23 protein-coding genes are annotated in these 21,751 nt (G+C 47.7%); 14 read left to right on the top strand and 9 right to left on the bottom strand.

The window, feature by feature from the left end:
- Window positions 1–145: 145 nt before the first annotated feature.
- Window positions 146–505, bottom strand: a complete 360-nt coding sequence (locus TW77_RS08900) for a TM2 domain-containing protein (RefSeq protein WP_046004625.1) — start codon at window positions 503–505, stop codon at window positions 146–148.
- Between the two features lie 509 nt (window positions 506–1,014).
- Here TW77_RS08900 and TW77_RS08895 point away from each other — a divergent pair.
- Window positions 1,015–2,478 (top strand): serine hydrolase, encoded by a 1,464-nt coding sequence (locus tag TW77_RS08895; RefSeq protein WP_046004624.1) that lies wholly within the window; start codon window positions 1,015–1,017, stop codon window positions 2,476–2,478.
- Between the two features lie 138 nt (window positions 2,479–2,616).
- Here TW77_RS08895 and TW77_RS08890 read toward each other — a convergent pair whose 3' ends face one another.
- A complete protein-coding gene (locus TW77_RS08890) occupies window positions 2,617–4,626 on the bottom strand; it encodes an alpha-amylase (protein ID WP_046004623.1) in 2,010 nt (669 codons plus the stop codon).
- A gap of 361 nt (window positions 4,627–4,987) precedes the next feature.
- On the opposite strand from TW77_RS08890, the gene TW77_RS25130 reads away from it, so the two are divergent.
- From TW77_RS25130 to TW77_RS08850, 9 genes are all read left to right on the top strand, one after another.
- Window positions 4,988–5,089 carry a helix-turn-helix domain-containing protein gene (locus TW77_RS25130; protein WP_156158635.1) on the top strand — a complete coding sequence of 34 codons (102 nt, stop codon included), beginning with the start codon at window positions 4,988–4,990 and terminating at the stop codon, window positions 5,087–5,089.
- A gap of 200 nt (window positions 5,090–5,289) precedes the next feature.
- A complete protein-coding gene (locus TW77_RS08885) occupies window positions 5,290–6,399 on the top strand; it encodes a DUF418 domain-containing protein (RefSeq protein WP_046004622.1) in 1,110 nt (369 codons plus the stop codon).
- A gap of 144 nt (window positions 6,400–6,543) precedes the next feature.
- On the top strand, window positions 6,544–6,852 hold the full coding sequence (locus tag TW77_RS08880; protein ID WP_046004621.1) for a DUF883 C-terminal domain-containing protein: 309 nt from the start codon (window positions 6,544–6,546) through the stop codon (window positions 6,850–6,852).
- Between the two features lies 1 nt (window position 6,853).
- Window positions 6,854–7,246, top strand: coding sequence for a hypothetical protein (locus TW77_RS08875; protein ID WP_046004620.1), 393 nt, complete (start codon window positions 6,854–6,856; stop codon window positions 7,244–7,246).
- 26 nt (window positions 7,247–7,272) lie between these two features.
- Complete coding sequence (locus tag TW77_RS08870; RefSeq protein WP_046004619.1) at window positions 7,273–7,527, top strand: hypothetical protein; 255 nt, start codon at window positions 7,273–7,275, stop codon at window positions 7,525–7,527.
- A 262-nt stretch (window positions 7,528–7,789) separates the two neighbouring features.
- Window positions 7,790–8,242, top strand: a complete 453-nt coding sequence (locus tag TW77_RS08865) for a hypothetical protein (protein WP_046004618.1) — start codon at window positions 7,790–7,792, stop codon at window positions 8,240–8,242.
- Between the two features lie 81 nt (window positions 8,243–8,323).
- The gene (locus tag TW77_RS08860; RefSeq protein WP_046004617.1) at window positions 8,324–9,160 is read left to right on the top strand and encodes a DUF692 domain-containing protein; all 837 of its coding nucleotides are present in this window, start codon (window positions 8,324–8,326) and stop codon (window positions 9,158–9,160) included.
- Window positions 9,153–9,953 carry a DNA-binding domain-containing protein gene (locus tag TW77_RS08855; RefSeq protein WP_046004616.1) on the top strand — a complete coding sequence of 267 codons (801 nt, stop codon included), beginning with the start codon at window positions 9,153–9,155 and terminating at the stop codon, window positions 9,951–9,953. The genes TW77_RS08860 and TW77_RS08855 overlap by 8 nt, the downstream gene beginning before the upstream one ends.
- Before the next feature lie 17 nt (window positions 9,954–9,970).
- The gene (locus tag TW77_RS08850; RefSeq protein ID WP_046004615.1) at window positions 9,971–10,396 is read left to right on the top strand and encodes a hypothetical protein; all 426 of its coding nucleotides are present in this window, start codon (window positions 9,971–9,973) and stop codon (window positions 10,394–10,396) included.
- A 102-nt stretch (window positions 10,397–10,498) separates the two neighbouring features.
- Here the strand turns inward: TW77_RS08850 and TW77_RS08845 are convergent, their stop codons facing one another.
- The 3 genes from TW77_RS08845 to TW77_RS08835 all read right to left on the bottom strand — a co-directional run bounded on the left by TW77_RS08845 (window position 10,499) and on the right by TW77_RS08835 (window position 14,488).
- Window positions 10,499–10,855, bottom strand: coding sequence for a hypothetical protein (locus TW77_RS08845; RefSeq protein ID WP_046004614.1), 357 nt, complete (start codon window positions 10,853–10,855; stop codon window positions 10,499–10,501).
- The gene (locus TW77_RS08840) at window positions 10,845–13,511 is read right to left on the bottom strand and encodes a reprolysin-like metallopeptidase (RefSeq protein WP_052713118.1); all 2,667 of its coding nucleotides are present in this window, start codon (window positions 13,509–13,511) and stop codon (window positions 10,845–10,847) included. Before TW77_RS08840 ends, TW77_RS08845 begins: the two co-directional genes overlap by 11 nt.
- A gap of 203 nt (window positions 13,512–13,714) precedes the next feature.
- Entirely contained in the window at window positions 13,715–14,488 is a 774-nt protein-coding gene (locus tag TW77_RS08835) for a hypothetical protein (RefSeq protein WP_052713117.1), read from the bottom strand.
- A 188-nt stretch (window positions 14,489–14,676) separates the two neighbouring features.
- Here TW77_RS08835 and TW77_RS08830 point away from each other — a divergent pair, with 188 nt between their 5' ends.
- The 3 genes from TW77_RS08830 (at window position 14,677) to TW77_RS08820 (ending at window position 16,849) form a co-directional block, all read left to right on the top strand.
- On the top strand, window positions 14,677–15,771 hold the full coding sequence (locus TW77_RS08830; protein WP_052713116.1) for a sensor histidine kinase: 1,095 nt from the start codon (window positions 14,677–14,679) through the stop codon (window positions 15,769–15,771).
- Complete coding sequence (locus tag TW77_RS08825; protein ID WP_046004612.1) at window positions 15,764–16,399, top strand: response regulator; 636 nt, start codon at window positions 15,764–15,766, stop codon at window positions 16,397–16,399. Before TW77_RS08830 ends, TW77_RS08825 begins: the two co-directional genes overlap by 8 nt.
- A 153-nt stretch (window positions 16,400–16,552) precedes the next feature.
- On the top strand, window positions 16,553–16,849 hold the full coding sequence (locus tag TW77_RS08820) for a hypothetical protein (protein WP_046004611.1): 297 nt from the start codon (window positions 16,553–16,555) through the stop codon (window positions 16,847–16,849).
- 57 nt (window positions 16,850–16,906) lie between these two features.
- On the opposite strand, the gene TW77_RS08815 is transcribed toward TW77_RS08820, so the two are convergent.
- Both TW77_RS08815 and TW77_RS08810 read right to left on the bottom strand, forming a co-directional pair.
- On the bottom strand, window positions 16,907–18,421 hold the full coding sequence (locus TW77_RS08815; protein WP_046004610.1) for a hypothetical protein: 1,515 nt from the start codon (window positions 18,419–18,421) through the stop codon (window positions 16,907–16,909).
- Between the two features lie 130 nt (window positions 18,422–18,551).
- The gene (locus TW77_RS08810; RefSeq protein ID WP_052713120.1) at window positions 18,552–19,286 is read right to left on the bottom strand and encodes a substrate-binding periplasmic protein; all 735 of its coding nucleotides are present in this window, start codon (window positions 19,284–19,286) and stop codon (window positions 18,552–18,554) included.
- Between the two features lie 216 nt (window positions 19,287–19,502).
- Between TW77_RS08810 and TW77_RS08805 the strand changes: the two genes are divergently transcribed.
- Window positions 19,503–20,348, top strand: coding sequence for a tetratricopeptide repeat protein (locus TW77_RS08805; protein WP_046004627.1), 846 nt, complete (start codon window positions 19,503–19,505; stop codon window positions 20,346–20,348).
- Window positions 20,349–20,417: 69 nt separating this feature from the next.
- Here the strand turns inward: TW77_RS08805 and TW77_RS08800 are convergent, their stop codons facing one another.
- The gene (locus TW77_RS08800; protein WP_046004609.1) at window positions 20,418–20,876 is read right to left on the bottom strand and encodes a nuclear transport factor 2 family protein; all 459 of its coding nucleotides are present in this window, start codon (window positions 20,874–20,876) and stop codon (window positions 20,418–20,420) included.
- Window positions 20,877–20,994: 118 nt separating this feature from the next.
- Window positions 20,995–21,735: a ferredoxin--NADP reductase gene (locus TW77_RS08795; protein WP_046004608.1), complete on the bottom strand. Its 741-nt coding sequence runs from the start codon at window positions 21,733–21,735 to the stop codon at window positions 20,995–20,997.
- Window positions 21,736–21,751 lie beyond the last annotated feature (16 nt).

The raw sequence follows: 21,751 nt of genomic DNA, 5'->3' as shown, positions 1-21,751 counted from the left end.
CACAGAATTATGAACACCCTCCGCAATCTCTTTCACTGCTTTGCAATAGTAGCGCATATAGGGCTGAAGCTGATCATTTTGGCTTTTCCACAAGTCCTCATATACTATACGGGCGCTGCTTTTTGCGCCCATATGATTGGCGTTGTTATGTATTACCGTACTTTTGATTGAAAGCCTCATCGCTCATTGTGAGGAAAAGAATAAACTCTATAAGAGAAATAAGTGCCGGAATAAATGTCCAACAAAAAAACAGATACAAAACACCTAACCCTACCTGTCCAAGATAGAACTTATGAGCTCCGAAACTGCCCAGGAAAAATGCGAACAGTGCTGCTGCAACTCTGCTTTTTCCATTAGCTGCGGTTGAACCCAACGCTCCTGGCGGTGCAGACTGCCTTACGCCACATTTAGGGCAAATTTCAGCTTTTGCTTTGATAACTGCACCACAGTCACTACAAAACTTCTCATCAACTTCCTTTGATCTTTGCTTTATTGTTTCATCCATTGCGTCAATCTCCTTTATTTCTATTTTGTATTTTGTTTATTTGCGCTTGAGATAAACCTAGTTTTGGCTACTACCCTATCCAGGAAACTTCATCCTACTCAATTGCTTGCTACCTAAAGTGAGCATCAACCTACCACCAAACCCCATACAGCTCAAGCCTAAATAGGCTCGGCATTGATCCCCAAGTCTTTGAACCAACTTCGCCTTTCCTAGATAGTTTTTATAGCGGCAAAAAACAGTGAAACAGTATTTTCAAAGACACCCAACTGTAAATTCACCACACAATGTTGGCTATGTAGCTCCTGTTAGGTGGCTGTCCATGTAACTTACTCCGTTTCCTTGTTGTAAAAACAACTACTTATTCGTTAATTTAACTACTTATCTAAAATTAGTAGTAGTTTTCTTGCCAAGAAAAAATCTAACACACTAATAAATATAGGTTTTATAGTTGGTATGGTACTTGATAGCTATGATGATATCTTCATAAAAAAATGCGTAACGGAACTATCATGTACAAAAAAAACAGAGTCTTATTAAATGCCTTATTCTGGTTTGGTACCCTAATGTGGTCATCATTGGTCAAAGCTGAACCGGTAGACAAGTTTATTCAGGCCCTGATGAAGGAAAGGCATATTCCAGGTTTACAGCTGGCTGTGATTAAAAACGGTAAAATTATCAAACAAGGTAACTACGGCTTTGCAGACTTACAGCATCAGGTTCCTGTGACAGAAAAAACGGTCTTTCCCATTAATTCAATGACAAAAGCCTTTACCGGCGTTGCTATTGTACAATTAGCAGAGCAAGGTCTTCTCAACATTGATGACCAAATTGGCAAGCATTTACCCGATTTACCCGAGGCATGGCAGTCACTCACAATTAATCAGCTAATGGGACACACTTCGGGCCTGCCTGAGATCCTAGCAGCTAACCGGGGGCTTGAGACTTTGGTACCTCATGATGCAGATGCTTCCTGGCAGGAAGTCCAAAAACACCCGCTTCAATTTACACCCAACTCTCGTTTTAGCTACAACCAAACTGGTTATGTAATCTTGGGCAAGATCATTGATAAATACGTACCAGAGGGGTTTACCGCTTTCATTACTAAAATGCAGCTTGAGCGCGCTAAGATGCCAAAAACTGCGCAGGCTGGCTTTGACTACCTGGAACGCATGGTACCAAACCAGACTCGTCAGTATATTCATTTAAGCGAAAATAATTATAAAAACTTCTACGGTGAATTTCCGTATATTTTAAGAACTGCCGCAGGGATGAGCTCAACAGCAACTGAACTTGCTAACTATATTGTGTCATTACAGCAAGGTGAGCTGGTTAAAGATCTCAACCTGTTATGGACACCCGTTAAACTCAACAACGGACGTACTGAAGGGTTTAATAATAAAGAAAATGGATATTCAATGGGCTGGCAAGTTAATCAGCGTAAATATCACAATGCAATAAGCGCAAGCGGTGCGAACGCAGTCACCATGAGCATATATCCAGAGGATAAGGTTTCTGTGGTGGTACTAACTAACTTACTGGGCAGCTTACCCATTACTTTCGTCGACGAAATTGCCGCTTACTATATTCCGGGCTTCAACGATGAGCACAAGCAAATTACTTACCAGCCGATGGCACATCTAAAATCTCTGACTGATAAAAAAGGGTTTAAAAACTTTGCCTCGGTATTTTCAACAGCGCAGCTAGACACGGGCGTAACATATGATCTGGAGATCCTGGTTGAATGGGGTAATAGCTTGGTTAAACATGGTCGCGTTGATGATGGTATTGCAGTTTTTGAATTTGCGCTGACTCAAAACAATGAACAACCATATTACCACAGCAGCATTGCTGAAGCCTATGAGCTAAACAAGCAATACTCGCTGGCATTTAAGCATTATCAGCAAATACTTACGATAAACCCACACAGTGAGTATGCCAAAAACAAAGTTGCCGACATAAAGGTCTATTTATAACCTTGGCCACGAAAAATCGTATTCTGAGTACACCCAAAAATGAAAATATGAATCGCTAAAAGATTGGTGACGGTATCACTGCAACGACCACCAGGGAGTATGGCCGCTGCAGAATACCCGGTTACCCGGTTTTAGAGGTTAGAATGCGGTGTAAGTCGCGGTTGATTGATTGAATTCAAACACCGAGATCTGGCCGCAGCGGGCAAAGTGGTTATTGCTGCTGTAGGGGGTGTTGGTCTGGCTGATATCGCCTTCCCAGCCCTGGCCGTTTTTCACATAGGCTTTGATCTCAAACCAGCCGTTGTGAGTCTGGCTACAGTCCATATCTACATCCAGCATCCAGTAATGGGCACCCCATTGGTTCAGCGGTGTTTCGCCATAGCCCTGGCTTTCTACCGTGGCTTTGGTGCCCCATTCAGCCGGCCACAGGTTGGTTGTCCAGTCCAGTGCACTGCCCGCGGCATCTGCACTTTGGCCTGATTCACTCCCCTGCCAGTCAAGGTAGTTATCGCCCTGCTTCCAACCTTGTGTCGTCGGGTTTTTCAGGTTGTTGTGGCGAACCGGCATGGCACATTGCAGCGGGTCCTGAGCGCAATCGCGGCCTAAAGTGGCTGCAAAAGCGTGATCTAAGCCACCACGCACAAACAGATCCTGGCCTGCTGCCGTTTCGGCTTTGATGAATACGACGGTTCTTTGCCAGTCGCCCGCAGGCACATCCGGCGCGTCACCCAGTTTGCTGTTGTGATGAATTGCCACAGCATTCATCGCGCTGACGTTGATACTTGCCAATCCATTTTGGTCAACTGTGATTTGATCACCAAGACACGCATCGCCCGAGGTATTCTTGCCGCCGCTGAGGACATCACAGTAAACGCCCGCAGCCAGCCCCGTTTGCAGCGTCTGGTTCAGGCCAAAACCTTCACGGTTAATGGCCACAAATCCTTCATCGCCTCGGGAGAAGGCAATCTGGTTATTGCCATTGTCCCACCAGTTGTTCACGGTCCAATGGCCTGTGGTGTTGTTCCTAAATTCCATGGCGCCGGCAATCATATTGCGACGATGCTCACACTGCCACTCATTAGCAAAACAGTTCAGCGTGTTGCCCTGATGCACAGTGCTGCCCGGTGGTCCGGCATCGCCATCATGGTTAAAGTCGTAGCTCGACATCACCTTCGGATAGCCGTAGGGGAAAGCCAGCATAAAGACATTGGCCAGATCGTACAGGGCGCCGTCTTCGTAGGTTACAACGTTGCCAGCGCCGCCATGACCGCGCTGGTTATCATGGTTGTCCACGAATACCACGGCCAGGTGGCTCGACATCATGCCCCAGGCTTCGCCAAAACTGTTTAGCCAGGCTAGCTTGCCGGATTTAAAGGTGTCACCCAGCTTAGTGCTGTACTTAAACTCAGTCACCAGACCATTAGCAAAGTACTCATCAGCGCGCACGGCCTGGCCACCCTGGTCGATTACTTCCTGAAATACCAGAGGCTCACCATTGACCTTGTTCATGATGGCAGCAATATCAGACGATGCCATATGTTTACTGGCATCCAGCCTGAATCCGGCCACGCCGATGCCAACCAGATCGTTCAGATAAGCGGCCAGTGTATCCTGCACATAAGCAGCCGATGTGTTCAGATCAGCCAGACCAACCAGCTCACAGTTTTGTACTCGCCAGGCGTTGTTGCCGTAGTCGGCATCGTTAATCGCGCAGGTTTCATGAAAGTCTTGCGGACTGTAGATTGGGTAATGTTTGTCACCAAACGTGCTGCCCGCCACACCTGTACCACTACCGTGGGCCATGTGGTTGATCACTGCATCAACATAAATATCGACACCCGCAGCCTTACAGCGCGACACCATGTCGATAAACTGAGCACGGGTTCCACTGCGGCTTTCCAGTTGATAACTAACGGGTTGGTAGCGGGTCCACCAGGGGGCGCCTGTGATATGTTCGCTCGGTGGTGAAACCTGCACGGCTGCGTAACCCTTTGGTCCCAGGAAGGTTTCACACTCGGTCGCAATATCCTGCCAGGACCATTCGAACAAATGAACAAAGGTTGTGGGGGCGGCCAGTGCCTGAGCAGACATGCCTAGCCCTGCGGTGATCAGCGCTGTATTCAACGCTTTGAGTGACTGTTTAATCATTGTGTGTTCTCTGTTGTTGTCATAACGGTAATGTTTACATCACGGTAACAATATAGAGAGATCCGATTAAACGTCTATTGAATACGTATGCAATCCTACTTGTGAGCAAATGCGAGACCAAAACCGGTTAAAAATCCTGCAAAAAGCCCGGCATGCGCCTCCATAGTGGCCCGGCTCTGCTGCGCGGCTCCCGCCCTCAACAGCACAATAAGCACCTCACAATGTATTTACATCACAAGAGATACTTCAATCTAACTAATTGAAAATTATACTTTGTCACAAAAAAGTCGGCACAATTTACTTGTCTGTGCAACGGCTTATGGATAACACTTTTGCACATCACTACGCAGCGAGCCACGCTATGCTCCTAAAACAACTCAGATTAAGCAAGCACCTGACCCAGGCCCAGCTGGCCATGATGTCCGGGCTCAGTATCCGCACTATTCAACGGATACTTTATTAGCTACTGTAAATATATGGGTGATAAGTTCGCTATGTGGTGACTGCTGGCTACAAATTAGTTCATGTTCTCCAAAGACATAAGAGCTAAGTCAAACAATATAGGCCGTACCTATCGCAATTACAAATTCAAACATTTATTAACGGAATATTCTGTCCGCGCAACTTAACTTAGTCTCACAGAAAGTACAAAAAGGAACAACAATGAGCGCGCGGATCCATGGTATTGACCTTGCCAGAGCACTGGCAATTTTTGGTATGGTGGTCGTTAACTTCAAGCTCGTGATGGGTGCCAGTACAGGCAGCCCCTTTTTGTTATCACTAAGTGCCCTGCTGGAGGGACGTGCTGCAGCACTGTTTGTGATCCTGGCAGGGGTCGGACTCACTTTATCAGCTCGCAAAGCCCAGGAGCACGATTTACTACATCGAAAACAGATGCAAAACAAAGTCGCTTTGCGTGGCATTTTATTGCTGTGCCTGGGGTTACTCTATTTGCCCGTCTGGCCGGCAGATATTCTGCACTTTTATGGCTGTTACTTTATCCTGGCTTCGTGGTTACTCTTTGCTTCTCATCGTACCCTGCTGACGCTCTGTGCGCTGGTTGTGTCTACTTTTCCTGCCCTGTTATTAGTCATTGATTATTCTAAAGGCTGGCACTGGGAAACACTTACCTATTTGGATTTATGGACTCTGGATGGGCTGATACGACGGATTTTTTACAATGGCTTTCACCCTGTATTTCCCTGGTTTGCATTTTTATTGTTTGGTATGTGGCTTGGCCGTCAGCCGCTGCACCAAAGTGCACTACAAAAAAGACTGTTTAAAATCGCCATTGTCATTTTAGTTTCTGTAGAGGGGGCTTTTTATCTGCTGCGCACACTGGCCGTAAGTGTTGGCATGCAAGATCAAGACATTCAGTTTTTGCTCAGTACCGGACCTATTCCTCCACTGCCTCAGTATCTGGTGTGCGCCACCGCCAGCTCAGTACTTGTCTTACTGGGCTGCATCAAACTTGCACAGCGCTTTGCCCATTCAACGGTATTTCGCTCATTGGAAGATACGGGGAAGTTATCGCTCACTTTTTATATTGCACATATCATTATTGGCATGGGTACACTGGAAGCGCTGAATATGCTGGGTAATCAGTCTATAGAGATGGCATTGTTGAGCAGCCTGCTGTTTTGTCTGTCGGCCTGGTGTTTTGCCACGCTGTGGCGGCGCAAGTATGCTCAGGGCCCTGCCGAATGGTTATTCAGATACCTTCTTGCACGCACAGGTACCTACTCAGAGCCGCCAATACCTACACGTAAATAATACCGGGTAAAAATTTCACACACAGGTAAAAACGCCCTGTTCGAACACACAACCAAAACCTAAGCCTTTGATTTTAAATCATATTACTCCTGGCAAATCATTTGCACTATTAGGAGTACTAATTCTCGCAATCAAGGAGTTATTATGAGTACCAGCAAATCGACTGCCAACAGTCAGGCAAACAGTGAACATACACACCCAGTTTCTGATCAGCTAGCCGACTCTCTCCACCATACTGTCGATGCTCTGCACGACACGGCGGCCAAAACCGAGGAACAATTACGAAACAAAAGCGAAGCGTCTGGCCAGGCCTTGCAGGCTCAAAAACGCGAGCTGGAGAAAAAGTGGAATGCCTCAGGTGTTAAAAAATATGCCACAGAAAACCCGGTTAAAACGGCCGGCATTGCATTTGGCGCAGGTGTCCTTCTGACCATGCTGTTACGGAGTAAGTAATATGAGCGCGCCATCAGACCACTCTACAGAAACACACCAAACTGCCAGTATGGGCGCTCAGCTTACAGCGCTGATGCAACAGGGCGAAGCCGTTAGTGCAAGCTATGTTGACGTCGCCCGCGCTTTCGCGGCTTTGTTTAAAGCCAAACTGCGCGCCCATTTTAAAACGATTCTGACTTGCGTCTTGCTGCTGATGATTTCTTCACTGCTTATCACAGCAACCTGGTTGTCACTTCAGGGGTTGATGGCCTATGCCATGGTGCAAGCTGGCCTGAGTTGGTTTGTCTCTGCGGGGCTGCTGATGGCGTTTAATCTGGCCCTTATCTACTATCTGATAGCAACTGCAATACAGCTGTTTGATAAAACCACCAGCGATCTGCTCGATGTGTTTTAAATAACCAAGCTTTGAAGGAGAGAACCATGACCTGGCTGGCACGTTTTATATATCGTACTGCACACCAGGAAGTGCAACAGCAACAACTGAGCCTGTTGAAAAAGCTGTATTATGCACAGTTCAGTAAGCGGCGGTTTTGCCGCAAAGCTAAGCGTGTGGCCTGCACACCTCAAGGTATTACACTGCTCGCACTAAGCGGTGTGTTATTAGTTAAAAGTAAGCGCAGGTTTTCAATATTACGTAAGCTGGTTTTGCTCAGGCGGGCGCTTCGCCATGTTTAACCAGCCACGCATTATTTCCCCCTCATTTACCGGCGGTCTGAGTACGTATCTCAGCGCCCGGGCAAAAAATTTTCGACTACACTGAAATGAAATACACGTGGCACAGGTCTTGTCGTTACAGCAGCATGTTCAGGTAGCACTGCGCTGCCGATAAGTACGGGCATGAACATGCTGCTGAACCACCTTTGTAAACTAAGGTCGCAGTCGTTTTGGACAGGTCACCCCACACTCTGTCTGGCACACACTCAATGAGGAAGATAATATGAAAACACTTACAGGGGCCGCGATGGCGGTCATGGTTGCAGGACTGGTAGGATGCAATGCAACCGACAACACGTCATCCAATACGGCCAGTGCCAGTGGCGCTAGTACTGATCTGGTTCATTGCTATGATGTTAACGTTTGTGGCGGTCACAACGACTGCAAAACGTCGAGCAACGCGTGCGCCGGGCAAGCCAGCTGCAAAGGTACCGGATTTGTGGCAATGCCAGCCAAAGCCTGCGCAGATGTAGGCGGCAATGTAAAAGATGAGTGGGTCGGCTCTGTTGCTAAATCCGACCTGGTCAAGTGCCATGATGTGAATATTTGTGGTGGCCATAATGACTGCAAAACCGCCAACAATGCCTGTGGTGGCCATGCTTCTTGTAAGGGCACCGGGTTTGTAAAAATGCCAGCCAAAGCCTGTCAAGATATCGGCGGAAAAGCCGACAGTTAAAGTCGCTTACTGTGTCAGCGGGTGACGTTTTTGTTTACGCTCACTTGCTGCTCCTCTTCTTCTGGTTAAAACGGAGTTATATTGAACGCATCACCTCCCTATTTGGGGTTTGGGTTAGGGCTCAGAACCTGCTACTTCGAAGATATCATCCAGACTCAACCAGATATAGACTGGTTAGAGATCATCTCTGAGAACTATTTTGTTGATGGTGGCAAGCCGTGGCATTATCTCGATCAGATCAAAGAGCGCTACCCTATTGCTATGCATGGTGTGTCTATGTCCATTGGCAGCACTGGCGAGGTAAATTTCGATTACCTTAGTAAGCTCAAACGCACCATACACCGCGTAAACCCGGCGTGGATTTCTGATCACTTGTGTTTTTCTTCCCTTGGAGACTTCAACAGTCATGACTTGTTGCCGCTGCCATACACCGAAGAAGCGCTGGCGCACTTAAGTGAGCGATTACGCATTGTTCAGGACTTTCTGGAGCGTCCGCTGATCCTTGAAAATGTGTCCAGTTACCTCACCTACCATCAGTCACAAATGACAGAATGGGACTTTCTTTGTGCACTGCATCACCAGTCGGGTTGTCAGTTTTTGCTGGATATCAATAACGTTTACGTCAGTGCCAGAAACCATGGCTTCGACGCAATGGATTATCTTAACGCTATTCCAAAGCAAGCCGTTGCACAGATCCACCTGGCCGGGCACAGCGACTTTGGCAGCCACATTGTTGATACGCATGACCAGCCTGTATGCGACGCTGTTTGGCAGTTGTTTGAGTGTTACGCGCAGTCCATGCCACGCGTTAATACCATGATCGAAAGGGATGATAACTTTCCTCCATTTGAAACCCTTATGGCAGAGCTGAATCAAGCCAAAGCGCTTGCACCAATGAGCTGGAGGTCGCATGGCTGATTTAGCCAAACTACAGCAGGCGTTTGTCGATATGCTCACAGGCTTAAATCCTGAGCTGATAAACCACATTGCGCCGCAACCAGGCTTAGATGCCAAAGACAGAGCTGCCATTTACCACAATGCCTATCGTATTCGCCTGACCAAAGTACTGGAGCAAGACCATGAGATGCTCGGACGCTACCTGGGCGATGAATTATTTGATCAAATGGTTGCCGGCTTTCTTTCTCACTACCCCTCGCAAGACCCATCTTTGCGTCATTTCGGCGACCGACTCCCCGAGTACTTGGTAAATGAGCCCCCTTTTTCTGCTCATGGGATCCTGAGCGAAATGGCTGCGTTCGAACGCCTGTTACTACAAGCTTTTGATGCGCCGGATGACACGCGCCTGAGCATTCAGGCACTGCAACAGGTTCCGGCTAATTTATGGCCCAATGTGATTTTTACGCTTCACCCAAGTGTACGATTACTCTGCTGCCAGTTTGCCTCGGTTGAAAGTTGGCAGGCACTCAAGCAGGCAGATACCCCACCGCAACCCGAACTTTCATCGCCACGCTACTGGCTCATTGTTCGTGAAGCCAGCCTGCGCACCGCGTTTCACCCGCTCTCTCATAGTGACTATGTGTGCCTGAAAACGATAGATGACGGACTGCCCTTTAGCTTCGTTTGCGAGGCCGCAGCCGGGCTGCATCAGGATACGGAAGCAGGCACACATGCTGTCATGCAATTACTGCAAAAAGCGCTCAATTCAGGTTGGCTTAGCCAATACACGCTGCCAGCTCACATGTCTGATTAACACGAGTAAGGAAAATCATGAAACTCAGTGAAAAAATTCGCCTGTACCAGCTTAGCCTGATTGCCAGCATGCTATTTGCGTTTGCCGGCTTTGCTTATAATGCCTGGCGACTCGAGGTCTCAGAACAGAATAACAATATACGCACTGCTTGCTTCGAAATGCTTAAAGAGCTGGCACAACTTGAGCAGCTGATTTACATCGCCCATTATGACCAAAACAAGGTCGAAGGCAGCCCACGCAGAGGCTGGATAAGTGTAGGCTTAATCAATGACTTCAGTTATCTGACCAATGGCGAACTACAAAAAAGTGCCACTACGCTCAAAGCAACCTGGTCAAAAAACTGGCAAAGTATTGATGCCAGCACTCAGGCCGTTGATTTGGTTGTTCAGGATATAGACAATGTGCGCGCTGAAATAAAACAGTTACTCAACAGACTGGAATAGCCTGATTACTTGAATGCGCACATTGGCAGTCTAATATTAATACACAGACTTGCCTATCATTTAGTCATTGCTCTTCAACAGCCGCTGTCGTTTTACTGCCGCTCACAGTTTGTTTAAGCATGCATCATATATCTTAAGATTATAACTTTTGGCGTACTGGTACGCTTCGCTACGTGCGGCTTTATCCGCCTCACTGCGCAAGGTGTCGCCAGTTCCAGGCATGACTTTTACACCACAACGCGCTTCCAAGTCCTTGAATGCAAACTGTTCAAAGCCCGGCACGACGGGCCGTCGGCCCGTCGTGTAGAACAAACGAAAGTCTTGCTTGTCCATGGCTTCTGTAAGTGCTTGCTGAAGTTTGTCATCAACGTCAGCGTCTTCTTGCTTATGCATCCCCTGGCACCCCATAGTCAAACCTATACTAAGCAGGGCACCCACTGCGGTGATTTTATCCTTCATACTTTTTTACTCCTACCCTGATGCACAGGCCCGCAATCAATAACCAGAGCATCGCAAACAAGCCGCCGCCTGAGCCGCCATCATCCAAAGATTGGGCAGGAGTCTGTGGTTCTGGTTGCGGATCGGGTTGAGGGTCGGGTTGTGGATCCGGCTCAGGCTCGGGCTCAGGGTCAGGTTCTGCGGGGGCAGCCGCTACCGTTACTGTAACCTGACCCGTTGCACTACCTCCGTTACCATCTGTCACATTATAAGTGATGGTATCTGTGCCAGAAAATTCACTGGCGGGCGTATAAACCAAGCCATTCGAAGCAATGGTTACCGTGCCACTGCCCTGATAGTCCACCGACGAGATACTCAGTGGATCGTTATCCACATCGGTGTCGTTGTTCAAGACAGGTAGCAACACTTGCTGAGCCTGAAAGTCGACGCTGGCGGTGTCATTTTGCGCTACAGGGGCATCATTGACGGCCGTTACTGTCACCTTGATGGAGAACGCCTCGCTATTTTGACTATCTTTAGTTGCAATTGCAGATATCAGCAGATCCCCATTGTAGTTTTCGCTCGGGGACACAGTTAGATCTGTAAGCGTATAATTAGCGCCGGGAAACAAAGTAATTGAGTCAACGGCCAGGCCCAGCTCAAAATTAAGGTCTTCTTTTTTGATTTGGATCCGCTGGTCTTCTGCAACAGACAGTGGTTGTTGAGATACAAACACTGGCTTGATAGGAGCAGGCGGACCATCAAAGTTAATCGTAAAGTTGCCCGAATTGATTGCAAAAAAGACGTTGTCGGTACAGTTAACTCTGATGCGAGCAGAGTCAGTGCTTATTGCTGATGTGATAACCACATCCTGCTGCCCGTCATTATCAACCCCGTTCGCCAGCGAAGTGCCAAAGTTCAATCCGCCATCGGTTGACAGGCTGATGCTAACCCTGTTGCAGGACACCGGGGCGTTCTGAGTATTCGCAGTATCCCAGGTTACCGTATGTGTTTGAGAAAGCCACTGGCTGCTGCTGTCGGGTTGTGTCACCCGAAACCCGGTCGCGGAATTAACCACAGTTACTTGCATCGAATCACTGGCTACATGCCCCTGACCATCCCTTACTGCAAGACGAAAATTCAAGGTTCGGTCTGTCGTTGGATAGGCCTCCCCATAGGTAATACTGTTGGTCAGAATGTCCACCAATTTGGGAAACGTTCTGCTCGGGCCCATTGTGGGATTAAACACCCTGAACAAAGGTCCTGTTCCAGAGTCAATCGCATCCTGAGCTGGGCTATTTGTTGCCGCCCCAAGGTCAAATTGCTGCCAGCTGTAACTGAGGGTGTCGGAGTCAGAGTCAGTTGCACTGCCCGTCAAAGTGAATGGTGTGCGTGCAGGTATGGTAAAATTAGCGCCAGCATCTACAACCGGGCTCTGATTACTGAGATTGGTGCGAGTTCCACAGGTGTTACCCACACCCTGACGTGTTACTTCCACCATTTGATCTATAGAGTGTAAATGAAAAAAGGCGTCTGAATTTTTCTGTAAGTCTTGGTCAACGCAAATACCTGTGTACCCCATGATGGTCGACCCGCTGGCAGGCTCGTAGGCTGACAACCCTGAGCGGTTCCCCTGACAGGCCCCCTGCAATCCATTAAATGTGTGCTCTGCACCAAGCTGATGGCCAATCTCATGGGCAACATAATCAATAAAAAAAGCATCCCCCTCAGGTACCGGGCTGCCCGTCAGACCTGCTGCTTTTTGGCTTGTGCACACTACCCCAAGCCCGGCAACGCCACCTCCACTCGTTACAACCAAGTGGCCAATATCGTAGTCTGCGTCGCTCATTACGCTTTCTATCGCCTGAGATATCGTATCCCCGTTTATATCCTGATCTGTGTTGGTAAATGGGTCAGTGTCTGCATCCAGAAACACAATCTGATCGTTGTTAGCGACGAGCTGAAAAGTAACCCCAAGATCTCGGGCATACACCTGGTTGACCCGGTTAACCATGGTCACTATGGCAGCCAGACCCAAAGCCCGCGTGCCTCCATGATAAGCCGTATACTCTCCGGTGGCCGCAACCGCAAGACGATAGACTATTCGCTCGCTGATCTGGCTGGTTTGCATCAGGCCATCTGGCTTATTTAACGTGGCGTCTGATATGCCGGGAAAACGGATCGGCGGGTGACGCTTTATATCGGCTGCGTGTGTATGTTGCCTGGCTGAGGTAAAGTAATAACTGCGGTAGTTGTAGGAGTCGGATTGCGGGTCGAGATAAACTGTTTTTCCCTGATGTTCAAACATCCCGTAAAACCCTTTTGGTGACAGATCAAAGGTACCAACATTGCTGGGCTCACCCAGCTGCACTCCTTTAAAAGTCATAATGTCAGGGTATTTTTTTGCCAGCTCCGGCGCCATCACCTGACTGGGTTCGAGACGAAAGGTGACAAACTCACCATTGGGCAGTGGCATCGCCATGTCCAGCGTATTGGCAGCCACCATCTTTGCTCTGACGGATGCTAAGTCGAGTTCCAGGTGTTGCTCAGTGTGCGTGCGCTTAAGCTGGCTATCTCGCTCAAGCACAGTCCAGTGGGTCTGGTCAATTAACTGTATTGCAAGCGCGCTGTGGCAGGTAAAAAGCAGCATCAGGCATATCAGTGAGAGTTTATTCATAGTTAGCCCCGTCGAATTGTTGTCATTTGGGTCATAATTTGACCACACAATTACAAGCATAGACGGTTAGCATCCATTTGGCGGTGCTTTATTTCAGGATTGATAAATGTACCTAAACAACTCACTTATTCTGCTAGGTTCAGGCACACTTATCTGGGCAGTAAGAATATTGTTTTTACAGATAATATCTGAAAATAAAGTGTTTAGAGCGCCTCAACCTGAACTGCTGACTTCCCTTTGCCTGCAACCCGGTAACGTTGTTGATATTTGCGTTTTGCAACAACCAGAGCCAGGGTGCCTACTAAAGAAGGTGCCAGCCACGCCATTAAAATGGCCTGCTCTCCCACTATCTCTACGAGTAAGTACCGACCTCCTACAGCGCTGAATGCCGTATACACTCCTATACCTGAACCGATCATGGCACTCAGGTGCTCAATAACCCACTGGCGAGGCTGTACCATAGGTGCAAACGTATAGCGCATCATTTTAATCGCCACTAGCATACCGATAACGCTGAATACCAGATATAACAGCTGACCACTTTGGCCGCCAAGATAGGCCACATAAAGCGCACTGCACAACAAGGCAACATAACCGCACAGCATATCCAGGCGTCTTAATGACTGACGAGAGGCTTTATCTGTGAGCACACGTCTACCGTGCACAACAGATGTCAAAACAAGGAAAGATAACATAAGCAGAAAGCTGGCCCGTTCACGCGCATTTTGAATAAACTCAGCCTGATTTTGTGCCCGTTCATAAGCCCCCTGATAAATGGCAACAGGATCAATCAAAACCAGTGCGCAGCACAAAATCCCGGTAAAGGCGACCAGCTGCATACAATAAACATAGGCTTTGCCCGACAGGTTGTGTACTTTTCCCCCTTTTTTAGCCAAAACAGGTGCCCAGAATAACAGCAGCGTACAGCTACCCACTAGGATATGAATGAGCAGTGAAAATTGATGTAGGTGTTGCATGACATTTTACTCCCGAGTTGATGTTGCTTCAGAATAGGGAAAAGCCATTCGCCGTTCATGTCACTATTGTCACTAAAACACCATGACAATCGTCATGCTGTCTTTCTTACCGGGATCTGATATAAGTACAGGATATCAATACAAACTATGACTTTACTGTGACGTCTTACTTTCAATATCAACCCTCTATGCTTGTAACCGCACTCATCACCTGGTGTGCGGTTGCCATTCCAAGCCTGTTTGCGCTGTCTCAGGCATCAGCCTGGGCCTGGTTACCTCACCTCATCTTGTTACCCCTTATTTTGCTGGTGACCAATGAGTCTCAGCAAAGCTACGGCTATGCCGTCAGGTACTGGCTACTTGCGATAATGGCCGTTCTGATCCAGAGCGCAGGCTTTATGTTGCCCTCATCGGTTTACCTTATTTACAGTGTCATGCTCATTGCCATATTGACGTTTTATTTGTCACCGGTGCAGTCTTATTGCTACATACTTTTTGCAAGCCTTTCCTATTTGCTGATTCAAACACTGTATTGGGCACAACCATGGCCTTGGGTTGAAACCGGTTTATTTGCTTCATTTCATTTATTTTCTTATGTGGTGAGTCACAGAATGCGTGAAGAACGTGCCGCTAAAGAACAGGCTCAGCTGGCCAACAGCCAGTTGCTGGCCACCCAGTCTTTACTGGGGCAATCTGTTTCAAGGCAGGAACGACTGCACCTAGCCAGAGAGCTGCATGATGACGTGGGCCATCAACTGACCAGCCTGATTGTTAACCTTGACGTTGCCAGAAGAACCGCCCACGAGCCGCTTAAATCTCAGCTACAACAAAGTTATACACTGGCACGTGAAACACTGGAGAAAATCCGTACCCTGGTCAGCGATAAACGTGCTGACCAGCCACTTGATTTGGAAGCGGTTCTGACGGAGCTTATCCACCACGTGCCCCGCATTGAAATCTCGCTGACATTCAAGCCGCACCCGGTTTTGCAAAGCCTGAGCCACGCGCATTGTATCTTGCGGGTTTGCCAGGAAAGTATCACCAACACCCTAAAACATAGCAACGCCACTCGGCTTGGCATTGAATTTGGCCACTCTGAAGAGGCGGATTTTAAGATGAAGATTACTGATAATGGCACGGGAGCCAAGCAAAGTGAGCCCGGCAATGGTTTACTCGGTCTGCAAGAGCGGGTAAGAGAACTCAAAGGTGACTTTGCCTGGCAAAGCTCATCAAAAGGCTTTGTTGTACAAGTTAGTTTTAAGGAAACAGCTGTTAATGAATAAAATAAAAGTCCACTTAGTGGATGATCAGGCGCTCGTCCGACAGGGCATGCAGGCACTGCTGGGATTGTGCGACAGTATCGAATGCAACAGCAGCTCTGTAAATGGCCTGGCGTTTATCAACGACTATACAGCAGGCCTGATTGATACGGATGTTATATTACTGGATATGCGTATGCCCGAGCTCGATGGGATTGGTGTATTGGAGCGCCTCAGTGTATTACCAGCAGCACCCAAAGTGCTGATCCTGACCACCTTTGACGACACCACAAAACTTCAGCAAGCGCTACAGCTGGGTGCAAACGGCTGCCTGCTAAAAGACGTTGAGCTGGAGGAGCTGGAAGCGGCCATTGGCGCTGTGCATAACGGCAAGCTGGTTATTCAGAATGCCCTGAGTAATGTATTTAAACACGCTCAGTCAGTACTGGATGAACTGACTGAGCGGGAAAAGCAGATCCTCGTACTCATCGCACAGGGGCTATCCAATAAAGAAATTGCAGCCCGGCTATTTAAAGCGCAAGGGACAATCCGCAACCATGTTTCTAATTTGCTCAGCAAACTTCAGGTCAGAGATCGTACTCAGGCCACGCTCAAAGCGGTAGAGCTGGGCCTGGTACAGCAACACGATTAGCACTAAAAACACAAAATGTGAGACATAACCTACTCAATGAGTGAGAAAAATAGGTTAAACCTGTAATTTATTCATATTGGGAACAAATCGCTTGCAAGATTAGAACTCAAACTCTAAAGTACAGGCTGGTTTTATTATTGCATTGGACGCACTATGACTTACTTAATCAGATGGATCTCGGGCATTGCCTTACTGACACTGGCATTGCTGACACTGCTCAAAGGACATTGGGTCAATGCCGCCCTGTTTGCCACTGTGGGTATTCTGGCTTTTCCCCGCTACCCACAAACACGCATGGATAGCAATGCAGGCTATGGCCGCAAGTTGTATGAAAAACACCTGGTTGCTCAGTCCAACGAACGCTCAACAAGCTCACCTTACCTGCTCATTGGTATTTCGCTTGTTGTTGTTATCGCTTTATACCAGCTGCTATCTAGTCCAGCCGCTTAAAGCCATTGATAACCAAAAAAAACCAGGCTCCTTAGCAAAGCAGCCTGGTTGCGTTTTTTACTTAATTTGCTCCAACCCGTTGTGAAATACCATAGTGGCTTCATCACCGGCACCACACTGGCTACCAAGAGGGTAGCGACAAACTGATAACGCTTTGCGGTTAGCATCCACTATTTCAACGACCTGAACCGCTCCGTCAGTGGCAGAAAGATGAAGCTTGCCGTCCACTATCGAGAATTGTCCCTGAACGTTCCTTGGGGTGCCTGTTGAATAAAGGTATTCACTCCCACCATTAGCTGTCGGCATCAATGTGAAGAAGTAAGGTTCTGACTTGTCTTCGGACTTGTCTTCGGAATTGTCTTCTGACTTAACCGTCAACGTAGTTTGATTCAACCAGCTATAGTTAAAACCAGACACACTATGTTGCTTATCTAGCTGAAAAGGCTTGACGGCTTTACCCATAAAGACATGAGGACCGCGCGGTACCAGCTCAGAATCCGATGAAAATGAGATGTACAAGGTATTATTCTCTCGCGCCAGTAATTTCATCTTGAAAACACAAGAAACATAGCAGGTATCATCGGGACACACCGCCACTGTCCCCAGCTCCGGGTGTACTATCTTCTGTCGTTCTATTTCTCCATTCTGATTAAAAGCCCACTTGGATGCAGGGAAGGCCAGGTTGGGAATGTGGATATGGTCTTCATAGTAATCGTAACGAATATCGCCGCTGCGCCAAGCACCTACCGTATTGTCATAATTGAAGTGCAGGTCCTGTTGCTTAACCATGAACCCAGTGCGAAGCAATGGTGCAGCGCTATCCGTATCCTGAAAAGTGGCAATCACACGTTGACCAATACCATCGATCGACTCCACAATTGTGAATGTGAATTTCTTTTTCACCCCCTTTTGCCAGTACTTTAGAGACAAGCGATTTCCTCTTATACGCCACTTAAAGCGGCTGGTGCTGTTATCATAATGTGTTATCTCGCCACGCCCATCAGCAAAAAAACGCGCTTCGACATCACCAAATACAGACATCGAGTCTTCGCCTTGGTATACATGATCAACAGCTGGCAGCGACCAGACCCCTTCAGCCATATCAGTGGGCCATTCACCCATCGCTTTGGCCGATAATAACAAGCCGGAAAAGCTCTGCTGTTCAGTTTCCACCACTTCCATAGTATCCAGCTGTACTACCCGCATATGCTGAACATAGGTTACTTCATCGCCATTACCCTTTGGATGTACACTCCATTGATAGGTCTCAGCACGAAAAGGCGTCCCCTGCTCAGTAAACTCCCATATTACCTCGGGTGATTGGAGGCTGACCTGGAGTCCATCTGCCGTTTTACGCCACTGCAGCTCGCTTGAATTTGTACTTTTATATTTACCTGTACCGCGCTTTTTAAGCGCTAAACTCACAACCGGCTCATCCGGTGTGTTACCAGCGAGAAAAAACTGACCTTTTTTAATTTGGTGTAACTCTGACAAAGTCATTGCCTTGGAATTGAAGGCCATGGCCAGTATCAGGGAACCTATTAGCGGGATTAAAATTCTAGCTATACTCATACTCTAACTCCTTGATTATATTTTTATTTGATAGCAAACAGAGTGCGTTGCATTGTCACTGTGACAGAGACGTCAAGTTTGTTCAAGAAGTCGTCAATAAATTTGAAAAGATGAGTAAATTACGTCGCAATTAAGGACCAATATAGCGACGGTTATGCTCCGCCAGCGCTCGGCGTACCTGATTGATTAGCTCGCTATCAGTCTTGGGGTGAAATGCCATACAGGCTCTCTCACCTGAACGGTCACGCACCTCTAGCGCAGAAATCACCATCTCATAGGGCTTGTCTATCCGGCGCAGCGCCTCATAGATGGTGAATTCAGTGGTTATAAGAAAATCGACACGCCCTGCCAGCAGCTTTTTAATCAGGGAGCTGGGCTCAGCAGACAAATCCAGATTAACGCCCCCTTTAAACCCTTTGGAGAGCAGGTATTCATGGACCACACTACCTCTGACCAAAGCGGTTATATAACGCTTGGCATCATTCAGTGAATTAAGTTTTATATCGTTGCGGGAGGCTAACCGAAAGAGATGCTCTTTAACCGGCCTTAACAAAGGGCACGCCCATTCGAAGTGGGCTTCGCGTTCAGGCGTTCGAAAAATTGAATAAATCATGGTGTTGGGCTGAGTTTGTGCAATTTTCATCGCCCGGGTCCAGGGGAAGACCAGGATTTCGTAGCTGATCCCGGCGGCATCCAGCACTTCGCGCACTTTCTGAGTAGCGCGCCCGTCAACTAAGCCCTGTTGATTGGTATAGTTGTAAGGTACCCATTCTTCGGTGACCACCTGAAGTTGGACAGTTGGCTCTGATGTGGGCACAATCACCGGGCGCGGTTTTAGATCTGCAGCGGCCAAATCGAAAGACATGCCCATTGATGCCAGCAAAGTTAAAAACAATCCCCTGAATACCGTGCAATACCTCATGCAATCTTTTAACCTCGATACCCGCTAACTCGAACAGAAGCTGCGCAACTACACCCGCAGACTTTGCAATTTCTGAGCCTCTCATGCAACATGCTAGACCAAACTCTCAAACAGATCACTGCTATGTTAAAAAATATCCTCCTTTTCGTCTCTTTACTGATGTGCTGTACCCTTACGGCACACGCCTCGCAACCCACAACAACGCTCACTGAACAGCAGCAACAACAAGCATTACAACAGCTCAAAGAGCCCATGTATCGGCCGCTCATGGAACGCTATGTTCTGGATGAATTAAAATCTTTACGGCAGGATCAGCAAAAATTACGCGAAGATGTCACCTTGCAGCTCACTCACAAGCAGCTGGATGCGGCCGACCGGGCACTAACCTACACCACCGACACCATCAACAACGTGTTATTTATTATTACTGCTACCGCCTCACTGTTAGTTTTGGCTGGTTGGAACTCACTGCGCGATATCAAAAATAAGGTAGAAGAAACCGTTAATGATCGGGTGGGCGATATCACGGCAGAGTATGAACAAAGGCTCGGCACGTTGGAGGAAAAGCTCAAAGAGCGCTCTGAAGAAATCCTCAACAACCACCGCAAGATCACCATCACTAATGAGATCCATTCATTGTGGATGCGGGCTAATCTGGAAAGTGACATGCAAGGTAAGATTGAGATGTATGACGAAATTCTTAAGCGTCAGCCAGATGATGTAGAGGCACTGGTGTATAAGGCAGATGCACTGCTGGAACTGGAGCAAACCGGCCCGGCTATTAACCTGTGTAACCAGGCACTGGAAATCGACAGCGACTACGGCTACGCCTACTGGCAACGCGCCTGTGCTTACGCCATGCTGGAACAACAAGCTGATGCCATTGCCGATATTAAAATGGCCCTGGCTTATTCACCCAACCTGAAAAACGAACTATCAAACGAGCCATCATTTCAGGTGCTGGAAAGCAATCCAAGCTTTAAGGAACTGGTTGAGCACTGGTAGTAACACCAGCCCAAACAGACCCCAAATGGCGCATCTGACTGTAACGACTCAGTCAGTGCGCTTTGATGATTAGCGAAAATATACCACTTTTGTAATTTTGCCCGCTTCAATTTGATAGCTGGTAACAAACTCGGAGCGCTTATCAACCACTCCCGGCTCTTTACTACAAATCTCTGAGGTTTCGTGATCTATAACGATTGAGCCGTGCGTTACTCGCTTTATTGACGTTGCTTTAAGGCAGTGCATTTTCTTAAACATCAGCCCATAGCGCTCTATGAGTTTTTCTTTGCCTTTAAACATCAGCGTTTGCGGATACATATAAAACTCAACATCTTCTGCATATAACTCTATGAACTTGCGAATATTTTGTGCGTTGTACGCCATGATAAGCTTATCAACGACGGCCTCAGCCGCTAACTCCTGCTCTGTCTTTGCTAGCTGATAATCACTGGCCTGTTCATCGAGCGCCGGGTTTGCAAGCCCGATGGCCGAATAAATCAGGACAATCAGCACAAATAGGTACTTCATAAATTACCTTTTGATGGGACAATTTGGCCTGCAAGATAACAAATTCGCGGATCAGAATACAGGTTCAGGCAACATCCACGCTGTTCAGGTGTCAAGCTCTCAATACATTACCATTAACTCACCAATACTGCTCTACCGTAATGTGGCCAGGTTTTGCACGTCGATTCCGTGAAAAACCCATGGCCTGCAATAACGCACTGGTGTCTTTTACCATTTGCGGATTACCACACAACATAAACTGGCTGTCTTCGGGCAGCTCATCGAAACCACAGTGTTGGCATAACTCGCCGCTTTCAAGCAGGTTTGTGACCCGACCCGATAAGGTATGCTCTGCCTGCTCGCGGCTAACCAAAGGCACATATTTAAACTGTTTAAATATTTTCTCCGTGTCGAGCAACATGTCCTGATAGCACAAGTCCTGGGCATGGCGCACGCCGTTAACCAGCACGACTTTATCAAATCGCTTCCAGAGCTTGCCATCACCAATCATAGATAAAAAAGGGCCTATCGCGGTTCCGGTGCTGAGCATCCACAGCACACTGGCGTCCGGTACTTCATCGAGTGTAAAGAACCCGCTGGGTTTTCCAGCCACCAGAATATCATCGCCAATGTCCAACGAGGCCAGTGGAGAAGATAATTGACCATCAGGGACTTCGATCAGAAAGAATTCGAGAAGTGGATCCTGAGGGGCATTTACGAACGAGTATGCCCGTGAGATTTTTTTATCCTCAACGGGTAAAGCCAGCTTAGTAAACTGACCGGCACAAAAAGGGTCTATGTCAGCCGCCACCTTGATACTAAATAAGCTGGGTGTCCACCACAGCTTTTCGACCACTTTGCCATTCACCCAGTTCGCCATACTTGCTCCCGATCAT

It is taken from the genome of Pseudoalteromonas rubra (assembly GCF_000967655.1).
GTDB lineage: Bacteria > Pseudomonadota > Gammaproteobacteria > Enterobacterales > Alteromonadaceae > Pseudoalteromonas > Pseudoalteromonas rubra_A.
Note: the sequence above shows the minus strand (reverse complement) of the source record. Positions and strands in the feature narration are given on the sequence as shown.

Coding starts and splice junctions, on each gene's coding strand:
- TW77_RS08900 (WP_046004625.1), bottom strand. CDS start 505: ATGGATGAAACAATAAAGCAAAGATCAAAGGAAGTTGATGAGAAGTTT.
- TW77_RS08895 (WP_046004624.1), top strand. CDS start 1,015: ATGTACAAAAAAAACAGAGTCTTATTAAATGCCTTATTCTGGTTTGGT.
- TW77_RS08890 (WP_046004623.1), bottom strand. CDS start 4,626: ATGATTAAACAGTCACTCAAAGCGTTGAATACAGCGCTGATCACCGCA.
- TW77_RS25130 (WP_156158635.1), top strand. CDS start 4,988: ATGCTCCTAAAACAACTCAGATTAAGCAAGCACCTGACCCAGGCCCAG.
- TW77_RS08885 (WP_046004622.1), top strand. CDS start 5,290: ATGAGCGCGCGGATCCATGGTATTGACCTTGCCAGAGCACTGGCAATT.
- TW77_RS08880 (WP_046004621.1), top strand. CDS start 6,544: ATGAGTACCAGCAAATCGACTGCCAACAGTCAGGCAAACAGTGAACAT.
- TW77_RS08875 (WP_046004620.1), top strand. CDS start 6,854: ATGAGCGCGCCATCAGACCACTCTACAGAAACACACCAAACTGCCAGT.
- TW77_RS08870 (WP_046004619.1), top strand. CDS start 7,273: ATGACCTGGCTGGCACGTTTTATATATCGTACTGCACACCAGGAAGTG.
- TW77_RS08865 (WP_046004618.1), top strand. CDS start 7,790: ATGAAAACACTTACAGGGGCCGCGATGGCGGTCATGGTTGCAGGACTG.
- TW77_RS08855 (WP_046004616.1), top strand. CDS start 9,153: ATGGCTGATTTAGCCAAACTACAGCAGGCGTTTGTCGATATGCTCACA.
- TW77_RS08850 (WP_046004615.1), top strand. CDS start 9,971: ATGAAACTCAGTGAAAAAATTCGCCTGTACCAGCTTAGCCTGATTGCC.
- TW77_RS08845 (WP_046004614.1), bottom strand. CDS start 10,855: ATGAAGGATAAAATCACCGCAGTGGGTGCCCTGCTTAGTATAGGTTTG.
- TW77_RS08840 (WP_052713118.1), bottom strand. CDS start 13,511: ATGAATAAACTCTCACTGATATGCCTGATGCTGCTTTTTACCTGCCAC.
- TW77_RS08835 (WP_052713117.1), bottom strand. CDS start 14,488: ATGCAACACCTACATCAATTTTCACTGCTCATTCATATCCTAGTGGGT.
- TW77_RS08830 (WP_052713116.1), top strand. CDS start 14,677: ATGCTTGTAACCGCACTCATCACCTGGTGTGCGGTTGCCATTCCAAGC.
- TW77_RS08825 (WP_046004612.1), top strand. CDS start 15,764: ATGAATAAAATAAAAGTCCACTTAGTGGATGATCAGGCGCTCGTCCGA.
- TW77_RS08820 (WP_046004611.1), top strand. CDS start 16,553: ATGACTTACTTAATCAGATGGATCTCGGGCATTGCCTTACTGACACTG.
- TW77_RS08815 (WP_046004610.1), bottom strand. CDS start 18,421: ATGAGTATAGCTAGAATTTTAATCCCGCTAATAGGTTCCCTGATACTG.
- TW77_RS08810 (WP_052713120.1), bottom strand. CDS start 19,286: ATGTCTTTCGATTTGGCCGCTGCAGATCTAAAACCGCGCCCGGTGATT.
- TW77_RS08805 (WP_046004627.1), top strand. CDS start 19,503: ATGTGCTGTACCCTTACGGCACACGCCTCGCAACCCACAACAACGCTC.
- TW77_RS08800 (WP_046004609.1), bottom strand. CDS start 20,876: ATGAAGTACCTATTTGTGCTGATTGTCCTGATTTATTCGGCCATCGGG.
- TW77_RS08795 (WP_046004608.1), bottom strand. CDS start 21,735: ATGGCGAACTGGGTGAATGGCAAAGTGGTCGAAAAGCTGTGGTGGACA.